Genomic DNA, 16,051 nt, shown 5'->3' on the forward strand with positions numbered 1-16,051 from the left:
GGGGTTAGGTTTGCGTTACCAATCTCATAACGGCTTGTTCCTTCATGTACACCGTTTGAACCTAATTCGGCCGGGTTTGGCGCACGGAATGCCGAACCTGCATTTGCTTTAAAGCTTAATTCATCATTAAATATGTGGGTATAACCTAAAGCAGCGCTCACGTTTGAGAATTGGTTATCAAAACCGGAAAATATAACATCTCCCTCATCATTATTCTGTGCCTTGCCTTTGTTTTTCACATAATCAAATCTTGCACCAACACTAAATGTGTTTTGATCCCATGTTTTCTTAGCATATACAAAAGCGCCTGTGCTATATTCATCATACGCAGGGATCAGCAATTCTTCACCCAGGTTAACACTATGGCCCAGGCTGCTGCTTATACCAAATACCGGCCTCCAGCCATTGTTTTCGGGCAGGTAATATTTAGCATCTAACGAGTAGGTGTTCAGGTCGAAGAATAAGTTTGGGGTAGTACTATCCTCCAATTCGCGGCGTTGGTTTTTCTGGTAACCCAAATCAAGCTTTAAAGAGCTTGCACCAAAAATAAAGTTATTGTTCAATGCTAGTTTATAGTGGCGGATATCCTGTCGCGGGAAATCGACTGTTCTGTCTTTTGAATCGGTATACAGCGGGTCGCCGGGTTCGGCATCGTAAAAACCAATGTTGTTTTTAAAATACGAGAAGTTTAAATGCGAGTAACCCCAGCTTTTGTTTACACCCAATAAACCGCTAAAGTTGGTTTGGTTAAAACCGCTGTTGATATAATGGCCGGCAGGTGTATTAAAAGAATATGCATTCTGATAAGTGCCGCGGCCCCTCCATACAAAACCACTTTCATTTCCGCTTAACATAACGGATGAATTCGTTAAACCGCTGTTGGTAGAATAATTGGTTAAAACCTCCCCTTTTATATTACCCTCTGTTGGTGTTGGCGGGTCAATTACATTTATAACACCACCTAACGCATCAGATCCGTATTGTAAAGATGCTGCACCGCGCAACACTTCCACACGCTCGGCCTGGAACTGGTCCATCTCAATGCCGTGCTCATCGCCCCATTGCTGGCCTTGTTGTTTAACGCCATCATTTAAAGTTACTACACGGTTGTAGCTTAAACCGCGAATAACCGGTTTTGAAATAGCCTGGCTGGTAGTTATCTGGCTTACACCCGGTACCTGCCTGGCCAATGCATCAATTAAATTGGTTGATGAACCCTGTAGCTGGTCTTTAGTTACTACTGATGCCGATGTACTATTGCTGCGGCTGCCTGCTGTAATTGGCGTACCGGTAATTACCACCTCATGTGTTTCAACTATGCTGGGTTGTAATGCAAATACAATAGGCGCTGTTGATGAAAAATCAACCGTTTGGGTTAATGTTTTATAGCTTAAATATTGCACCTGTACCACATAGCGCCCACGTGCCGGGATAGATTTAAATGTGAATTCGCCATTGTTGTTAGTGGCGACAGATATATGCAGATCGGGGATGCTGATCACAGCGCCCGGAAGGGATTGTTGTGTTTTGGCATCAATAACTTTTCCTTTAAAATCAATGGTATTCGCGAAGGCAGAAGTTAGTACAAATAAAAACAGAAGGGAACTAATTAATCTTAGTTTCATAATAAATAAATTAAAAAATCAATAAAGTGCCACATAAAGCGGCGTTTGCTGGATAATAAGTTATTATTATGCTATAGGAGGTGCGCGCCCCGGCGAAAGGATCAGCGCAATGCTGACGAAATCGTACTCAAATGTTTTGAATACAAAATTAGTGCTCACAAGGGTATCATAGCTGGTGTGGTTAGCCATTTCCATGTTAACATGGTGCATGCTATCGCACAGGGCGCATTTTTCTGATACAGTTGGTTGAGATGAACTTTTGGAAGAATGGCACGCAGATTTGTGCGCATTTTTATTAATATAATGCTGGTGTGCATATACCATATACTGGCCTGTTATAAAACATAACAGCAATACCCAGGAGCAGATGATATGATAGGTGCTTTTTTTCAAAACCAGCTTATGCTTTTAGCAATGTTTAACAAAAGTAATTAATAATATACCAAATGGATGCTTAATACGTAACAATATTGTTAAGAGCTTTTCATCAAAAACCACAAAGCAAACTTACATCTGTTATATTTGCCAATATGAAACCTGCCGAAATTAATTTGAAATGGGCCGCCCTGCAAGAGCGCATAGCCACAGAGTTTGATAATGAGAAGCCGGATATTAAGGTGATACTATTTTTAATAGGTGTGCAGGAACTTGGCCAGGGCCCAAAAAAGTTTAGCAAGCGTCAAAAAGAAGAGCTGATGCATATTGCTAACTGTAAGCTGTTTAGCCAAATGGGTTTCTATGAACTGGAAGGCCTGGATCAGGATGGCTGGCCGCACTGGAAATTAGTAAATGTAGTACCAAATTATACCATATTGGAGCAGGAAATGCTGCTTAAATCGCTTATTATTAATTATTTTGAAACCGAAATGGAGTGGGGCTTATGAGGGTTATAGGTTGGAGTTGTTATAAGGGTTGTAAAGGTTAAAGTCTTTTCAATCTATTAATTAACCTCTTCAACATTTACAACTCTTACAACCCTTATAACTTTAACCAAGATGAAGAAACTTTTTACCATTTGTTTTTTGCTGATCACCGTTATCTCTTTTGCTAAGCCGCCAAAGAACCAGTATGTGCGTATCAAAACCGGTTATGGCGATTGCATTATCCGGCTGTATAACGAAACGCCACTGCACCGCGACAATTTTATAAAGCTGACTAAAAAAGGGTTTTATAACGGCACGCTGTTTCATAGGGTGATACAAAACTTTATGATACAAGGCGGCGACCCGGACTCAAAAGACACCACCAAAAACAAACCCGGTGTTGAACTTGGTAATGGCGACGTGGGATACACCGTCCCTGCCGAGTTTCGCGATAGTATTTTCCACAAGCGAGGCGTATTGGCTGCCGCCCGCGATGATAACCCCACCAAAGCATCAAGCGGCTGCCAGTTCTATATTGTAGAAGGTAAGCGTTTTACCCCCGGAAAATTAGATACGCTGGAGAATACCCGCTTAAAAGGGCGCAAAATACCCAAACCACAACGTGATATTTATACCACGGTTGGAGGTGTTCCGCACCTGGACCAAAACTACACAGTATATGGTGAAGTGGTTACCGGCATTGACATGGTTGACCGCATTGCTGCCGTAAATAAGGATTCGCGCGACCGGCCTACAACCAATGTGCCGATGACCGTTGAATTATTAAAGAAAAAGGAGTGCAAGCAATTGGATAAATTGCTGGGGATAGAGGGAATCAAGAAATAAGAAACCTAAAGTTGAATAATTGAAACGGACGCAGCCTTTTGGCGCCGTTAATAAGAGCGCGAAAATTTAATATGAAGATCATTACCTATAACGTTAACGGGATCCGTTCGGCAATAAATAAGAACTGGCTGGCATGGTTGCAGGCTACAGACGCTGATGTGGTTTGCCTGCAGGAAATTAAGGCCACGCCTGATGTATTAACCGACTTAGGTTTGGTTGATGCCATGGGATACCAGCATTTTTGGTTCCCGGCAGAAAAGAAAGGATATAGCGGGACCGCTATTTTTAGCAAACGCCTGCCTAACCATGTTGAATATGGTTGTGGGATCCCTGATTTTGACCGCGAAGGCCGGTGCATCCGGGTTGATTTTGATGAGGTATCGGTAATGAGCGTTTATTTCCCATCCGGCTCAAGTGGCGATGACAGGCAGATATTTAAATATCGCTTTTTAGATGAGTTTGGCAAGTACCTGGTTTTACTTAAAGCATCCTACCCAAAACTGGTTATTTGCGGCGATTATAATATTTGCCATAGGGCGATAGATATCCATAACCCAAAATCAAATGCCAATTCTTCCGGCTTTTTACCCGAAGAGCGGGAGTGGATGGAAAACTTTATTGAATCGGGCTTTGTAGATACTTTCAGGCATGTGAACAAGGAGCCGCACAATTATACATGGTGGAGTTTCCGCGCTAATTCCCGCGCCAAAAACCTGGGCTGGCGCATTGATTATAACATGGCCAGTAAAGAGTTGGAAGATAATATAAAACGATGCGCGATCTTATCAGAAGCAAGACATTCTGACCATTGCCCGGTATTGCTGGAGTTGGAGTTTTAACCCCCTAACCCCCTGAAGGGGGAACCGGAGCGATAATAATGTTGAAGTCTCTAAATCACCGACATGCAAATTCACTAATAGATCCTTCGCTACGGTTAGGATAACAAGCTTATAAAACAAGAAAGCCGCGATTTGCGGCTTTCGTTATATTTCTGCTCCCCTTTCAGGGGGTTGGGGGGGTTACCCTTTCACTCTTTCAACATAAGATCCGGTTGCGGTATCAACCTTTACTTTATCGCCAATGTTGATGAACAATGGAACCTTTATTTCTGCCCCGGTTTCAACGGTTGCATTTTTTAGGGCACCGGTTGATGTATCGCCTTTTACAGCTGGTTCGGTATAAGTAATTTCTAATTCGGCAGAACCGGGGATAGAACCCATAATGGGCTCTTCGCTTTCAAAGGCAACAATTACATTCATGCCCTCTTTTAAGAACTTAACAGCAGTACCAAACAGTTTTTTAGGAACATTATGCTGATCATATGTGGTGTTATCCATTACCACCAACGCATCGCCATCTTCGTATAAATACTGATAATCATTGGTTTCAACACGGGCAATATCTACCTCCTCGTCTGTACGGAAACGGTATTCAACTAATTTGCCTGATTTTACATTACGCATGCGGGCCTGATAGAATGCACGCAGGTTACCTGGTGTACGGTGTAAAAACTCTTCTACCTGTACCAGTTCGCCGTTAAAGCGAAGGATATTTCCATTTTTTACGTCAGATGCTTTTGCCATAATTAATTTATAATCGAGGCGCAAAATTAGTTATCTGAGGGCAAAGAAACAAGTTGGTGTTTGGTTCACGGGGCGTGGTTAATCATTCATAGTAATGCGCTGCTACAATACGATCAACCTTTATAATCTGATATACTTAACCTCTCTTCACAAAAGCTGTACTCATGTGCCTGATTAGAGCAAATAATTGTTAGGCGGTTTGCGCTGAATTTTTCTACAAGGTTCAAGTACCAGTCTATGCCCTGTGTATCTAAATTTGAGGTGGGTTCGTCCAGCATTAGCATTGGCGTATCGGCACAAAAAGCAAGGGCAAGCTTTAACCGCTGTTTCATACCTGATGAAAAATACCTGATCATTTTATTATTGCTGCCCTTAAGGCCCAGGATTTCACCCAGCGCGGCTTTGTCTATTTCAGGCTTAAATGTTTTAAACCTGAAATGAAAATCAACCATTTCACTTAAGGTGAATTCCTCTATCAACTCCAAATAAGGGGCGGCAAAGCTTAAGTAATTAAATACATTTTCGGGCTCAATAGTATTGCCATCCTTAGTATAACCAAGTGTGCCTGCTGATGGTACCAGGCTACCGTTCAAAACCTGTAAAAGAGTTGATTTACCGGCACCGTTTGGCCCCAGTATGGCATAGCTGCCTTTACTGTTAAAAGTATAGTTTATCCCCTTGAATATCCATTCACGGTTAAAACGGCGGCCAATGTTTTCGAGGGTTATCTGCATAGGTTGTTGTCCGAATCAGAATTTACAGAATTAGTAAATTTTCAGGATTAAAGGGAAAATTGGGCCCATATTCTGTTAATTCTTAAATCCCGTTAATTCTGATTCAGAATACTAAATACTTCCAAACCCCTTCATGATACCACGTTGCGAGTTCTGTACAAAGTTAATTATCTCATCACGCTCAACAGTTGGGTTAAATTCGGCCTCAATAATATCCAGGGCCTTGGTCATGTTGTATTTTTTCAGAAAAATGATGCGGTATATTTCCTGTATCTCGTTAATTGTAGTTGCAGAATATCCCCTGCGGCGCAAGCCAACAGAGTTAATACCGATATAAGACAATGGCTCGCGGCCCGCTTTAGTGAACGGCGGCACGTCCTTACGTACCAATGACCCGCCTGATATCATACAGTGCGCGCCAATTTCAACAAACTGGTGCACGGCAGATGTACCGCCTATGAAAGCGTAATCATATACATTAATGTGCCCGGCAAGCTGTACGCTATTGGCAATAATTACATTGTCTCCAATAACACAATCATGCGCTACGTGTACATAAGCCATTAGTAAACAATTGCTGCCAATGGTAGTAGTGTTTTTATCTAAGGCTGTGCCGCGGTTAAGCGTAACACACTCACGTATTACGGTGTTGTCGCCAACGGTAACCGTACTTGGCTCGCCTTTGTATTTCAGATCCTGTGGCGGGGCAGATACAACTGCGCCGGGAAAAATGCGGCAGTTTTTGCCAATACGCGCACCATCCATTATCACAGAGTTTGAACCTACCCAGGTACCCTCGCCAATCTCAACATCTTTGTGTATGGTAACAAAGGGCTCAATAACCACATTATCGGCTATCCGGGCCTGCGGATGGATGTATGCTAACGGCTGTATCATATTTATTTGTATTTAACTATTTGTGCCATTAACTCGGCCTCAACAACTATTTTTTCGCCAACCATCCCAATGCCTTTCATCTGTGCAATGCCACGACGAATAGGTGCGAGAAGGTCGCAACGGAATATTAACGTGTCACCCGGCAAAACCTTGTCTTTAAAACGTGCATTTTCAATTTTCAGGAATAATGTTAACCAGTTTTCAGGATCAGGAACGGTGTTCAATACCAGTATACCACCGGTTTGTGCCATCGCTTCAATTTGTAAAACACCCGGCATTACAGGTGCGCCCGGGAAATGGCCTACAAAGAAAGGCTCATTCATGGTTACCGCTTTTAAGCCTACAACGTGCGTTTTAGTCAGCTCCAATATCTTATCAATAAGCAGCATTGGCGGGCGGTGAGGCAATATGTTCATGATTTGAACGGTATCATACACCGGTTTCATGTTAGGATCATACACCTTAACATGTTTGCGGCTGCGCTCTTTTTTGATGAGTGTTTTTATTTTTTTAGCAAAAGCTACGTTTGCCGCATGCCCCGGCCTTGCAGCCATAATATGGCCCTTTAGCGGAACGCCAACCAAAGCAAGATCACCAATCATATCCAGTAACTTATGGCGGGCAGGCTCGTTTTGATGCCTTAATTCAATGTTGTTTAAAATACCCTGCGGCGCAACACTTATATCTTTACGGTTAAACAGCTTGGCCAGATGGGCAAGTTCTTCTTTGTCAACCTTCTTATCAACTACCACAATGGCATTATTCAGGTCGCCGCCCTTTATCAGATCATGCTTAAGTAAGGCTTCCAGTTCATGTAAAAAGCAAAAGGTGCGGCTTGATGCGATTTCCTTTTTAAACTCGCTGATGCTGGATATAGTGGCGTGCTGGCTTCCTAATACCTGTGAGTTATAGTCAACCATACAGGTAAAGCGGTAATCATCATCCAACGGCATTGCTACCATATCCACTTTACGATCAGGTTCAGAGTAATGAATGTTGTATGGGATATGATAATATTCTCTGTCGGCTTCCTGTTCAATAAGGCCGGTTTCTAAAATGGCATCAATAAATTGTATAGAGCTCCCATCCATAATAGGCGTTTCGGGGCCATCCATATCAATTAGTACATTGTCTATTTCAAGGCCAACCAGGGCTGCAAGCACATGCTCAACGGTACTAACGCTGGCGCCGTTTTGAGTAAGCGTGGTCCCCCTTGAGGTATCGGTTACGTTATCACAATCGGCATCAATAATAGGCTGTCCGGGCAAATCTATACGGCGAAATTTGTAACCGTGTTTTTCTGCCGCGGGGTTAAAGGTCATAGTAACACTTTCACCAGTGTGCAAGCCTGTTCCCGATACTGAAACGGGCGCTTTAATAGTTCTTTGTTTTACATTCATTTTATGATATTCGTTGGTTCATCGGTTCAGTTGTTAATTGGTGAATAGTTCATTATGGTATAAACCTAATGAACACATAAACAAGTAAATTTAATGAACGTCTTTTCTAAGTTCGGTAATTATATTTTCTAATTCTTTTACTCTTTTCTCCAGATCAGGCAGCTTTCTGATGTTTACCTGTGCCCTTAAATAATCCTGATAAGCCTGGTAAGGCGATCCGCCCCACTTTTTATCGGCCTCCTTTATAGAACTGTTAACGCCTGATTGTGCACCAAGCTGCGTGCCGTCGGCAATGTTTAAATGCCCGGCTATACCAACCTGGCCGCCCATCATTACCCGTGCACCAATTTTTGAACTGCCTGATATGCCCGACTGCGCGGCGATAACGGTATTTTCACCAATCTCTACATTGTGTGCAACCTGTACCAGATTATCAATCTTAGCACCTGCATGTATAACTGTTGACCCCATGGTTGCCCGGTCAATAGTAGCATTCGAGCCAATTTCTACGTCATCCTTAATTATAACGTTGCCTATTTGTGCAATTTTATTGTAACTGCCATCAGGATTTGGAGCAAACCCAAAACCATCACTGCCAATAACAGCGCCCGAGTGGATAATTACATTATTACCGATAACACAATCAAAGTAAATTGTAACACCGGGAAACAAGGTAACATTATTGCCCAGCTTTACATTATCGGCAATATAGCAATTGGGATATATTTTGCAGTTATCGCCTGTTTTTACATCCTGGCTTATGTAGGCGAAAGCGCCAACGTAAGCATCGTTGCCAATTTTTGCAGATGGATGTATAAATGACGGCTGCTCTATGCCTGCTTTATGCAGCTTTATGGTATTATATTTTTCGAGCAGAAGGGAGAATGCGCTATAGGCGTTCTCAACCCGTATAATAGTGGCGCTCACCGGTTGGGCAAGCTGTTGATCATTATTAATGATAACAATAGATGCATTGGTAGTGTACAGGTATTGTTCATATTTAGGATTAGCTAAAAAAGACAACGAACCGTTGCCTGCGTCCTCTATTTTGGCCAGCTGATCAACCGCTGCAAGCGGGTCTCCTTCAACTGTACCCTTAAGCATTAAGGCTATATCCTTTGCGGTAAATTGCATCGTACAAATTTAAATGTTAAAACCATAGCAACAAATCATTAAATTAATGTGTGCTCATGTTAAATATTATCTCTTTAAACCCTATAACAGATCTTTACTATAGCAAAGTATATATTTACGTACTGTTTTTGAAAGCGCCTCCAGGTTTGAATTATCGCTGGCCAGCGTAATATCTTTTATGCTGCCATCCTTCATTAAAATATGAATGTTGCCATCGCCTTTGTTATAGGCGTTATTACGTATGCTATCGGTAAATACAAAATATTCTGCCTCGTGCTGGCTAATGTTATAATGCTTAACCGCATTGGCGGTTAGTTGTTTAACAAATTGTTCATCGGGCTTATCCGCAGTAATATCTACATGAAAAAGCTTACGGTTTATTAAGTTATGGCAAAGGGTCTTCAACACAAAGTCATCGCTATCGGCCCATATTTTAACAGCGGCCATTACATCGGTATCATCCAGCAAAGCAAAAGTATCCAGGTGCTTGCTGTTGCTCATGAATTCGTCTTTACCAATAACGTTTTCTAAAAAGTAACTTAAAGCCGGGGTAACCAAAAATCGTTTCCCTTCTAAAGCCAGCTCACGGCTGCGTTTAAATATCTTACACAAAAGCTGCTCGGCGGCAATAACGGTTTTGTGCAGGTACACCTGCCAGTACATTAACCGGCGCGAGATGAGAAATTTTTCAATAGAATAAATACCCTTTTCTTCAACCGCTATGCCATTGTCTTTAACGTTAAGCATTTTAATGATCCGGTCTGAACTGATAACCCCTTCAGATACCCCTGTGAAAAAGCTGTCGCGGTTTAGGTAGTCCATCCTATCCATATCCAGCTGGCTGGATACTAACTGGTGCAAAAAGTTCTTATGATAAGTGCCTTTAAATATGCTGATGGCTAACGTAAGCTTTCCATTAAATACCTCATTAAGCTTATTCATCAGCAGGATAGATATATCCTCGTGATCAATTTCCTCTACAATGGTTTGCTCCAGCGCATGTGAGAAAGGCCCGTGGCCAATATCATGTAACAGAATGGCAATAGTCAGCCCTTCTTTTTCTTCGGGAGTAATATGAATGCCTTTATTGCACAACGTTTCATACGCTGTACTCATTAAGTGCATGGCCCCTAAAGCATGATGAAAACGGGTATGCAGCGCGCCGGGATATACCAGATGCGTCATTCCCAGCTGCTTAATATAACGCAGGCGCTGAAAATACGGATGCTCGATCAGGTCAAAAACCAGGTCAGAGGGTATGCTGATAAACCCGTATACCGGGTCATTTATTATTTTCTTTTTGTTCAAAGTAGCTGTAAAGTATGCAAAGGTGTTGAATTATGACAAAACAAGCACGCTCTATTTGTTAATATATGTTAAACCTTTGTATATTTTTGTAACAAAACATACTGCTTAAAGGTTATAAGGTGGTAAAATTAAATATATTATGCAGGATACCACAATATTATGGGCCGATGACGAGATTGATCTGCTTAAACCACATATACTGTTTTTAAGCGAAAAAGGCTACAAGGTTACTACTGTAACCAACGGTAACGATGCTGTTGAGGAGTTTAAAAAGGGTTATTTTGACCTTGTTTTTTTAGACGAGAACATGCCGGGTTTAACGGGATTGGAAACGCTGTCGCAAATTAAAAATATAAATAACGATGTACCAATAGTGCTCATTACTAAAAATGAGGAAGAGTACTTAATGGAAGATGCCATTGGTTCAAAAATTGATGACTATCTGATAAAGCCGGTACACCCTAAGCAAATATTGCTTACCATTAAAAAGCTAACAGAGAATAAGCGCCTGGTAACTGAAAAGACCACCATGGCCTACCAGCAGGATTTTCGTACCCTGGGCATGAGCCTGAACGATAATTTAAGCTATCAGGAATGGGTTGATGTTTACAAAAAACTGATATACTGGGAGCTGGAGCTGGAAACCCTGGAAGATGCGGGCATGCATGAAATTTTGACCCTGCAAAAAGCCGAGGCCAATGTGCAGTTTTGCAAGTTTGTTGAGCGGAATTACCTGGGCTGGATAAAAGACCCGGAGAACGGGCCAACAAGTTCGCCGCAATTGTTTAAAAAGAAGGTGTTCCCTAAGCTTGATGGCAAAGGCCCCGTATTTTTTATACTGATTGATAACTTAAGGTATGACCAATTCAAGATAATTAACCCTATCATATCTGAGTATTTCAGGCTGGAGGAAGAGGATACTTATTACAGCATTCTGCCTACTGCTACCCAATACGCGCGTAATTCTATCTTCTCTGGTTTAATGCCTTTGGATATGGAGAAACGTTACCCGCAAATGTGGCAAAACGACGAGGATGAAGGCGGAAAGAACTTATATGAATCTGACTTTATTACTGACCAGTTAAAAAGGGTTTTACGTAAGGATATTAAACACTCCTATCATAAAATTTTAAATATTGATGAGGGCCGCGCATTGAATGAGTCGGTTAATAACCTGATGAATAATGAGCTGAATGTGGTGGTATATAATTTTGTTGATATGCTGAGCCATGCCCGTACCGATATGCAAATGATACGTGAGCTTGCAAGTGATGATGCCGCCTATCGTTCATTAACGTTATCATGGTTTGAGCACTCTCCATTATTTGATCTGCTTAAATTCCTGGCTTCAAAACAGGTAAGGGTAATTATTACTACAGACCATGGTACTATACGGGTTAAAAACCCAAGCAAGATCATTGGCGACAGGAACACCAATACCAACCTGCGTTATAAACAGGGTAAAAACCTAAACTATAATGCCAAAGAGGTTTTTCACATTCGTAACCCGCATGATGCTATGCTGCCCAAGCTGCATGTAAGCTCAAGCTTTGTTTTTGCCAAAGGCGATAGTTACTTTGTATACCCTAACAATTACAACCATTTTGTGAATTTTTATAATGAAACCTTTCAGCATGGCGGTATCTCGTTAGAGGAAATGATCATCCCGATTGTAACTTACGGGCCTAAATAATTTTTATTTATTTAGTATATTTGAATATGGTTGTAGTATTGAAAACCGACAAGGATGTTGTTAAAATAAAGAAAGCATTGGCTAACCGTCAGTTTAAAAAGTTCGACGCAAAGAAATTTTGTGGGGTTTTAAAAACGGACGACGACGCTTTAAAAATTCAACAACGATTACGGGATGAGTGGAACTGATATTTTTATAGATACTAACATCTGCATTTATTTATTGAATGGAGATGTTAGGTTATCAAATCTATTACAAGATCAAAACATTTATATATCGTTTATCACCGAGATTGAATTATTTGCACATCATGGACATGATAATGCCTCGGTTAAAATACTAAATGCTTTCATAGATTCCGTTACTGTAATCAATATTACTAACGATATCAAACAAACCACAATCAATTTAAGAAGAGAACATAAGTTAAAACTTCCTGATAGCATCATTGCTGCATCTGCCTTGACTAAAAACTTACCCTTTGTAACAGCAGATAAAGGGTTTAAGAAAATAGCAGAACTTGATTTAGTTTTATACGAATTGTCTTAATAAATAATGGACTTACACACTTCATCCATCGCAGATCTTCCGGCGGCAGCATCAAGTATTTTAGAATTTGCGGGCACAAACCGGATCTTGCTTTTTTACGGCGATATGGGGGCCGGTAAAACCACGCTTATCAAAACCTTATGCCGGCAGCTTGGTGTTATTGATGGCGTAACCAGCCCTACATTTTCTATTGTTAATGAATATGCCGGTACAGCCGGGCCGGTTTATCACTTTGATTTTTACCGGCTTAATAATCAGACCGAAGCACTGGATATGGGTTATGAGGAATATTTTTACAGTGGTAATTACTGTTTTATTGAATGGCCCGAGAAAATAGCTGGTTTAATTCCTGATCAGTATACCGGTATCCGGATAACGGTTATTGATGAGGGCTCACGACAAATAACGGTGGAAAACATTTAAAAACTAATCCTTTTTTCTTAACTTCATCACCCGGAAAAAAAGACATAACATGAGTGCAGGGAAGTATAGCGGGTTTTCTGATGTTGCCAAACAAGCAATGATGCAACCCCAGGAATCAATGCTGGAAGTAAAGAACAAAAAGAACAAACTTTATATTGGCATACCCAAGGAAGTTTCTTTTCAGGAAAACCGGATCCCGTTAACTCCTTTATCTGTAGCACTGCTTATAAACAATGGCCACGAGGTAATGCTGGAAAGTAATGCCGGGCAGGCCGCCAATTTTTCTGACACCAACTATAGTGAGCAGGGCGCGCAAATTGTTTATGATACCAAACGCGTTTACGAAGCCGACATCATCATTAAAATAGCGCCGCCTACTATGGAGGAAATAGCGATGATGAAACCCGGCCAGCTGTTAATATCTGCCCTGCAGTTATCAACCTTAAAAGCCGAATGCCTGCATGCTTTGCTTAATAAAAAAATCACGGCGCTTTGCTTTGAGCACCTGGAAGATGAGGGTGGTTCATTAACAGTAGTTAGGGCCATGAGCGAAATTGTAGGCGCTACATCCGTACTGATAGCCGCGGAATATTTAAGTAATATTTTTGAAGGCAAGGGCCTGATGCTTGGTGGTATAACCGGCGTGCCCCCTACAGAAATTGTAATATTAGGCGCGGGCACAGTTGGTGAATACGCGGCCCGCACCGCTATATCATTAGGTGCCGAGGTTAAAGTTTTTGATCCGTCTATATATAAACTGCGCCGGTTGCAAAACAACATTGGCACCCGTGTATTTACATCTGTAGTGCAGCCAATTGTACTGGAAAAAGCCATTACCACCTGCGATGTAGCCATTGGGGCCATGCGCGCCGATGATGGCCGCAGCCCTTGTATTGTATCTGAAGCTACAGTTAGCCGCATGAAACCCAACTCGGTAATTATTGATGTGAGTATTGACCAGGGTGGCTGCTTTGAAACATCTGAGGTTACTAACCACACCCACCCGGTTTTTAGGAAATATGATGTAATACATTATTGCGTGCCCAATATCGCATCGCGGGTGGCACGTACTGCAACTTATGCACTCACCAATATTTTTTCGCCTATTTTATTGGACATAGGTGAACAGGGAAGCCTAAAGAATGTAATATGGCAAAAAGCAGGGATCAGGAAGTCGGTATATATTTACCAGGGCCACCTAACCAATAAACACATGGGCGAACGCTTTAATATACCATGTAAAGATCTTGATCTGCTGGTAGTATCAAACCATTAATTCTTAGTAATTGGTAATAGGCCTTGCGTATTGCTGAAAGTTTTGTTTATCCGGGCGGTACTTTTCGGGCAAGTCGCTGGTGTGGTGTAAGGTGCCATAGTAAGATACTTCGAGGTCAACCTTGCCGGAGTCTTTTATAGTTACCTTAAATATCATGTCAAAATCCTCCTCGCTTAGCTCATCAAGCGGCATATCGGCACCTAAGGCGGCTAATAAAGGCATTACAGTATTTGAATGGCCAACAATTAATACTTTACTTCCTTTAAAATTATTAAGCAGGGTTTTTGCAAATGGTTTAACACTGTCAGTATAAACACGCGGGAGTATCCGGGCTTGCATTGCCAATGGTTTAGCGGTTTGTGCGCTGCGTTTGGTTGCGGTTACATATATGGCTTTAATGTTTTCGCGCTTCAGAACCTTCGCCAGATCGGCGGCCCTTTGCTTGCCATCTTCAGATAAGTTTGGGTCACGGTTCACCAGGTCAGGGGCTGATGCTTCTTTTTCGGCATGCCTAACCACCCAAATTATTGTTTTTTGAGCCAAGGCACTAAAATTGCTAAGTAATAAAACAATAACCAGCAGCTTAAAAAGGGGTGTGACACGCGTTACATTTTTCATACTATGGTGTTTACAAATATGGTGTTAACAAATATATTGGAATTTTAATATGAAATTTTTTAGCAAAGAGTATTTAAAACAACTTTGGAAAGTTTTAGTTGCCACTTTTGGGGGCTTTTCTAACGATAATGGATTAAAGCTGAGCGCGTCATTGGCTTATTATACCGTTTTCTCATTGGCCCCTTTGCTATTATTAATACTATCCCTTGCCGGTATTTTTTTGAAGGATGATAGTTATAGAAAAGATTTTTATGACCAGATACAGCATTATATAGGCAAGCAGGGAACGCTGCAAATACAAAGCACTATAAATTCGCAGGACATTACAGGAAAAAGTGGTCTTGGTTTGGGCATAAGCATTATTACCCTGTTGCTTGGTGCCAGCAGTATTTTTATTGAGATACAAGATTCGCTTAACATTATATGGCGCGTTAAAGCCAAACCCAAAAAGGGCTGGGTTAAGATGTTAAAGAACAGGTTCCTTTCCTTTTCATTGATCGTAAGCCTTGGCTTTTTATTGCTGGCATCTTTACTGGTAAATATCATTATCAGTGCTATTAGCGATAGGATAGTAGCGTTTCTGCCCAAATTATTAGGAAAAGACCTTGCCGGCGTTATTGGGAAGACATTTTTATTCGGCGTTAATTTGGGAATAACACTTGTTGTTATTTCAGTACTGTTTGGCATTATATTTAAAGTATTGCCCGATGTAAAAATAAAATGGAAGGATGTACGTTCTGGCGCCATATTTACCGCCATTTTATTCATCATTGGTCAGTATATTATCAGTTTGTACATTCAATATACAGCCCAGGGATCCGTATATGGCACAGCGGGCTCGATTATTGTAATTTTAGTGTGGATATATTATACGGCGGCAATACTATATATAGGTGCCGAGTTTACACAGGTTTACGCAGAAGCTATTGGCAGCCGTATTGAGCCCGCTGATTATGCCGTATCTGTACAACAAACCGAAGTGGAAAGAACAGTTTCCACACTCCCGGCCCAAAACCCCAATTTACAAGGCCACTTAAAAATTAACCCCAAGAACGAGAAATAGCAAGGCCTGCCGTTTCATATTATTTAATACGCATAATAT

The 16,051-nt window shown here is 41.4% G+C and carries 18 protein-coding genes; 9 read left to right on the plus strand and 9 right to left on the minus strand.

What is annotated here, in order from left to right; all coding sequences use genetic code 11:
- Both WC743_RS02950 and WC743_RS02955 read right to left on the minus strand, forming a co-directional pair.
- The coding region (locus tag WC743_RS02950) for a TonB-dependent receptor domain-containing protein (RefSeq protein ID WP_373010278.1) at positions 1-1,625 on the minus strand (1,625 nt) is incomplete at its 3' end.
- A gap of 66 nt (positions 1,626-1,691) precedes the next feature.
- Complete coding sequence (locus WC743_RS02955) at positions 1,692-2,018, minus strand: hypothetical protein (protein ID WP_373010279.1); 327 nt, start codon at positions 2,016-2,018, stop codon at positions 1,692-1,694.
- 137 nt (positions 2,019-2,155) lie between these two features.
- Here WC743_RS02955 and WC743_RS02960 point away from each other — a divergent pair, with 137 nt between their 5' ends.
- From WC743_RS02960 to WC743_RS02970, 3 genes are all read left to right on the plus strand, one after another.
- Positions 2,156-2,509 (plus strand): hypothetical protein, encoded by a 354-nt coding sequence (locus WC743_RS02960; RefSeq protein ID WP_373010280.1) that lies wholly within the window; start codon positions 2,156-2,158, stop codon positions 2,507-2,509.
- 111 nt (positions 2,510-2,620) lie between these two features.
- On the plus strand, positions 2,621-3,334 hold the full coding sequence (locus WC743_RS02965; RefSeq protein ID WP_373010281.1) for a peptidylprolyl isomerase: 714 nt from the start codon (positions 2,621-2,623) through the stop codon (positions 3,332-3,334).
- 71 nt (positions 3,335-3,405) lie between these two features.
- The gene (locus WC743_RS02970; RefSeq protein ID WP_373010282.1) at positions 3,406-4,173 is read left to right on the plus strand and encodes an exodeoxyribonuclease III; all 768 of its coding nucleotides are present in this window, start codon (positions 3,406-3,408) and stop codon (positions 4,171-4,173) included.
- A 180-nt stretch (positions 4,174-4,353) separates the two neighbouring features.
- Here the strand turns inward: WC743_RS02970 and efp are convergent, their stop codons facing one another.
- From efp to WC743_RS03000, 6 genes are all read right to left on the minus strand, one after another.
- The gene (gene efp / locus WC743_RS02975; RefSeq protein ID WP_373010283.1) at positions 4,354-4,917 is read right to left on the minus strand and encodes an elongation factor P; all 564 of its coding nucleotides are present in this window, start codon (positions 4,915-4,917) and stop codon (positions 4,354-4,356) included.
- Between the two features lie 113 nt (positions 4,918-5,030).
- The gene (locus WC743_RS02980) at positions 5,031-5,651 is read right to left on the minus strand and encodes an ATP-binding cassette domain-containing protein (protein ID WP_373010284.1); all 621 of its coding nucleotides are present in this window, start codon (positions 5,649-5,651) and stop codon (positions 5,031-5,033) included.
- A gap of 111 nt (positions 5,652-5,762) precedes the next feature.
- Positions 5,763-6,548 carry an acyl-ACP--UDP-N-acetylglucosamine O-acyltransferase gene (gene lpxA / locus WC743_RS02985; protein ID WP_373010285.1) on the minus strand — a complete coding sequence of 262 codons (786 nt, stop codon included), beginning with the start codon at positions 6,546-6,548 and terminating at the stop codon, positions 5,763-5,765.
- A 2-nt stretch (positions 6,549-6,550) separates the two neighbouring features.
- The gene (locus WC743_RS02990; protein WP_373010286.1) at positions 6,551-7,948 is read right to left on the minus strand and encodes a bifunctional UDP-3-O-[3-hydroxymyristoyl] N-acetylglucosamine deacetylase/3-hydroxyacyl-ACP dehydratase; all 1,398 of its coding nucleotides are present in this window, start codon (positions 7,946-7,948) and stop codon (positions 6,551-6,553) included.
- 90 nt (positions 7,949-8,038) lie between these two features.
- Positions 8,039-9,082, minus strand: a complete 1,044-nt coding sequence (lpxD, locus tag WC743_RS02995) for a UDP-3-O-(3-hydroxymyristoyl)glucosamine N-acyltransferase (RefSeq protein ID WP_373010287.1) — start codon at positions 9,080-9,082, stop codon at positions 8,039-8,041.
- An 81-nt stretch (positions 9,083-9,163) separates the two neighbouring features.
- A complete protein-coding gene (locus WC743_RS03000; protein WP_373010288.1) occupies positions 9,164-10,390 on the minus strand; it encodes an HD domain-containing protein in 1,227 nt (408 codons plus the stop codon).
- 139 nt (positions 10,391-10,529) lie between these two features.
- On the opposite strand from WC743_RS03000, the gene WC743_RS03005 reads away from it, so the two are divergent.
- Genes WC743_RS03005 through WC743_RS03025 form a run of 5 tightly spaced genes read left to right on the plus strand, consistent with a single transcriptional unit; the run spans position 10,530 to position 14,331 of the window.
- Positions 10,530-12,083, plus strand: coding sequence for a PglZ domain-containing protein (locus WC743_RS03005; protein ID WP_373010289.1), 1,554 nt, complete (start codon positions 10,530-10,532; stop codon positions 12,081-12,083).
- A 26-nt stretch (positions 12,084-12,109) separates the two neighbouring features.
- The gene (locus tag WC743_RS03010) at positions 12,110-12,271 is read left to right on the plus strand and encodes a hypothetical protein (protein WP_373010290.1); all 162 of its coding nucleotides are present in this window, start codon (positions 12,110-12,112) and stop codon (positions 12,269-12,271) included.
- On the plus strand, positions 12,258-12,632 hold the full coding sequence (locus WC743_RS03015; protein WP_373010291.1) for a type II toxin-antitoxin system VapC family toxin: 375 nt from the start codon (positions 12,258-12,260) through the stop codon (positions 12,630-12,632). Before WC743_RS03010 ends, WC743_RS03015 begins: the two co-directional genes overlap by 14 nt.
- A 6-nt stretch (positions 12,633-12,638) precedes the next feature.
- Positions 12,639-13,055, plus strand: a complete 417-nt coding sequence (gene tsaE / locus WC743_RS03020; protein ID WP_373010293.1) for a tRNA (adenosine(37)-N6)-threonylcarbamoyltransferase complex ATPase subunit type 1 TsaE — start codon at positions 12,639-12,641, stop codon at positions 13,053-13,055.
- Positions 13,056-13,104: 49 nt separating this feature from the next.
- Positions 13,105-14,331 (plus strand): alanine dehydrogenase, encoded by a 1,227-nt coding sequence (locus WC743_RS03025; protein WP_373010294.1) that lies wholly within the window; start codon positions 13,105-13,107, stop codon positions 14,329-14,331.
- 3 nt (positions 14,332-14,334) lie between these two features.
- Here WC743_RS03025 and WC743_RS03030 read toward each other — a convergent pair whose 3' ends face one another.
- Entirely contained in the window at positions 14,335-14,949 is a 615-nt protein-coding gene (locus WC743_RS03030) for a phosphoglycerate mutase family protein (RefSeq protein ID WP_373010295.1), read from the minus strand.
- A gap of 49 nt (positions 14,950-14,998) precedes the next feature.
- Between WC743_RS03030 and WC743_RS03035 the strand changes: the two genes are divergently transcribed.
- Positions 14,999-16,012 carry a YihY/virulence factor BrkB family protein gene (locus WC743_RS03035; RefSeq protein WP_373010296.1) on the plus strand — a complete coding sequence of 338 codons (1,014 nt, stop codon included), beginning with the start codon at positions 14,999-15,001 and terminating at the stop codon, positions 16,010-16,012.
- Positions 16,013-16,051 lie beyond the last annotated feature (39 nt).

This window comes from Mucilaginibacter sp. (assembly GCF_041660805.1).
In the GTDB taxonomy this organism is placed as follows: domain Bacteria; phylum Bacteroidota; class Bacteroidia; order Sphingobacteriales; family Sphingobacteriaceae; genus Mucilaginibacter.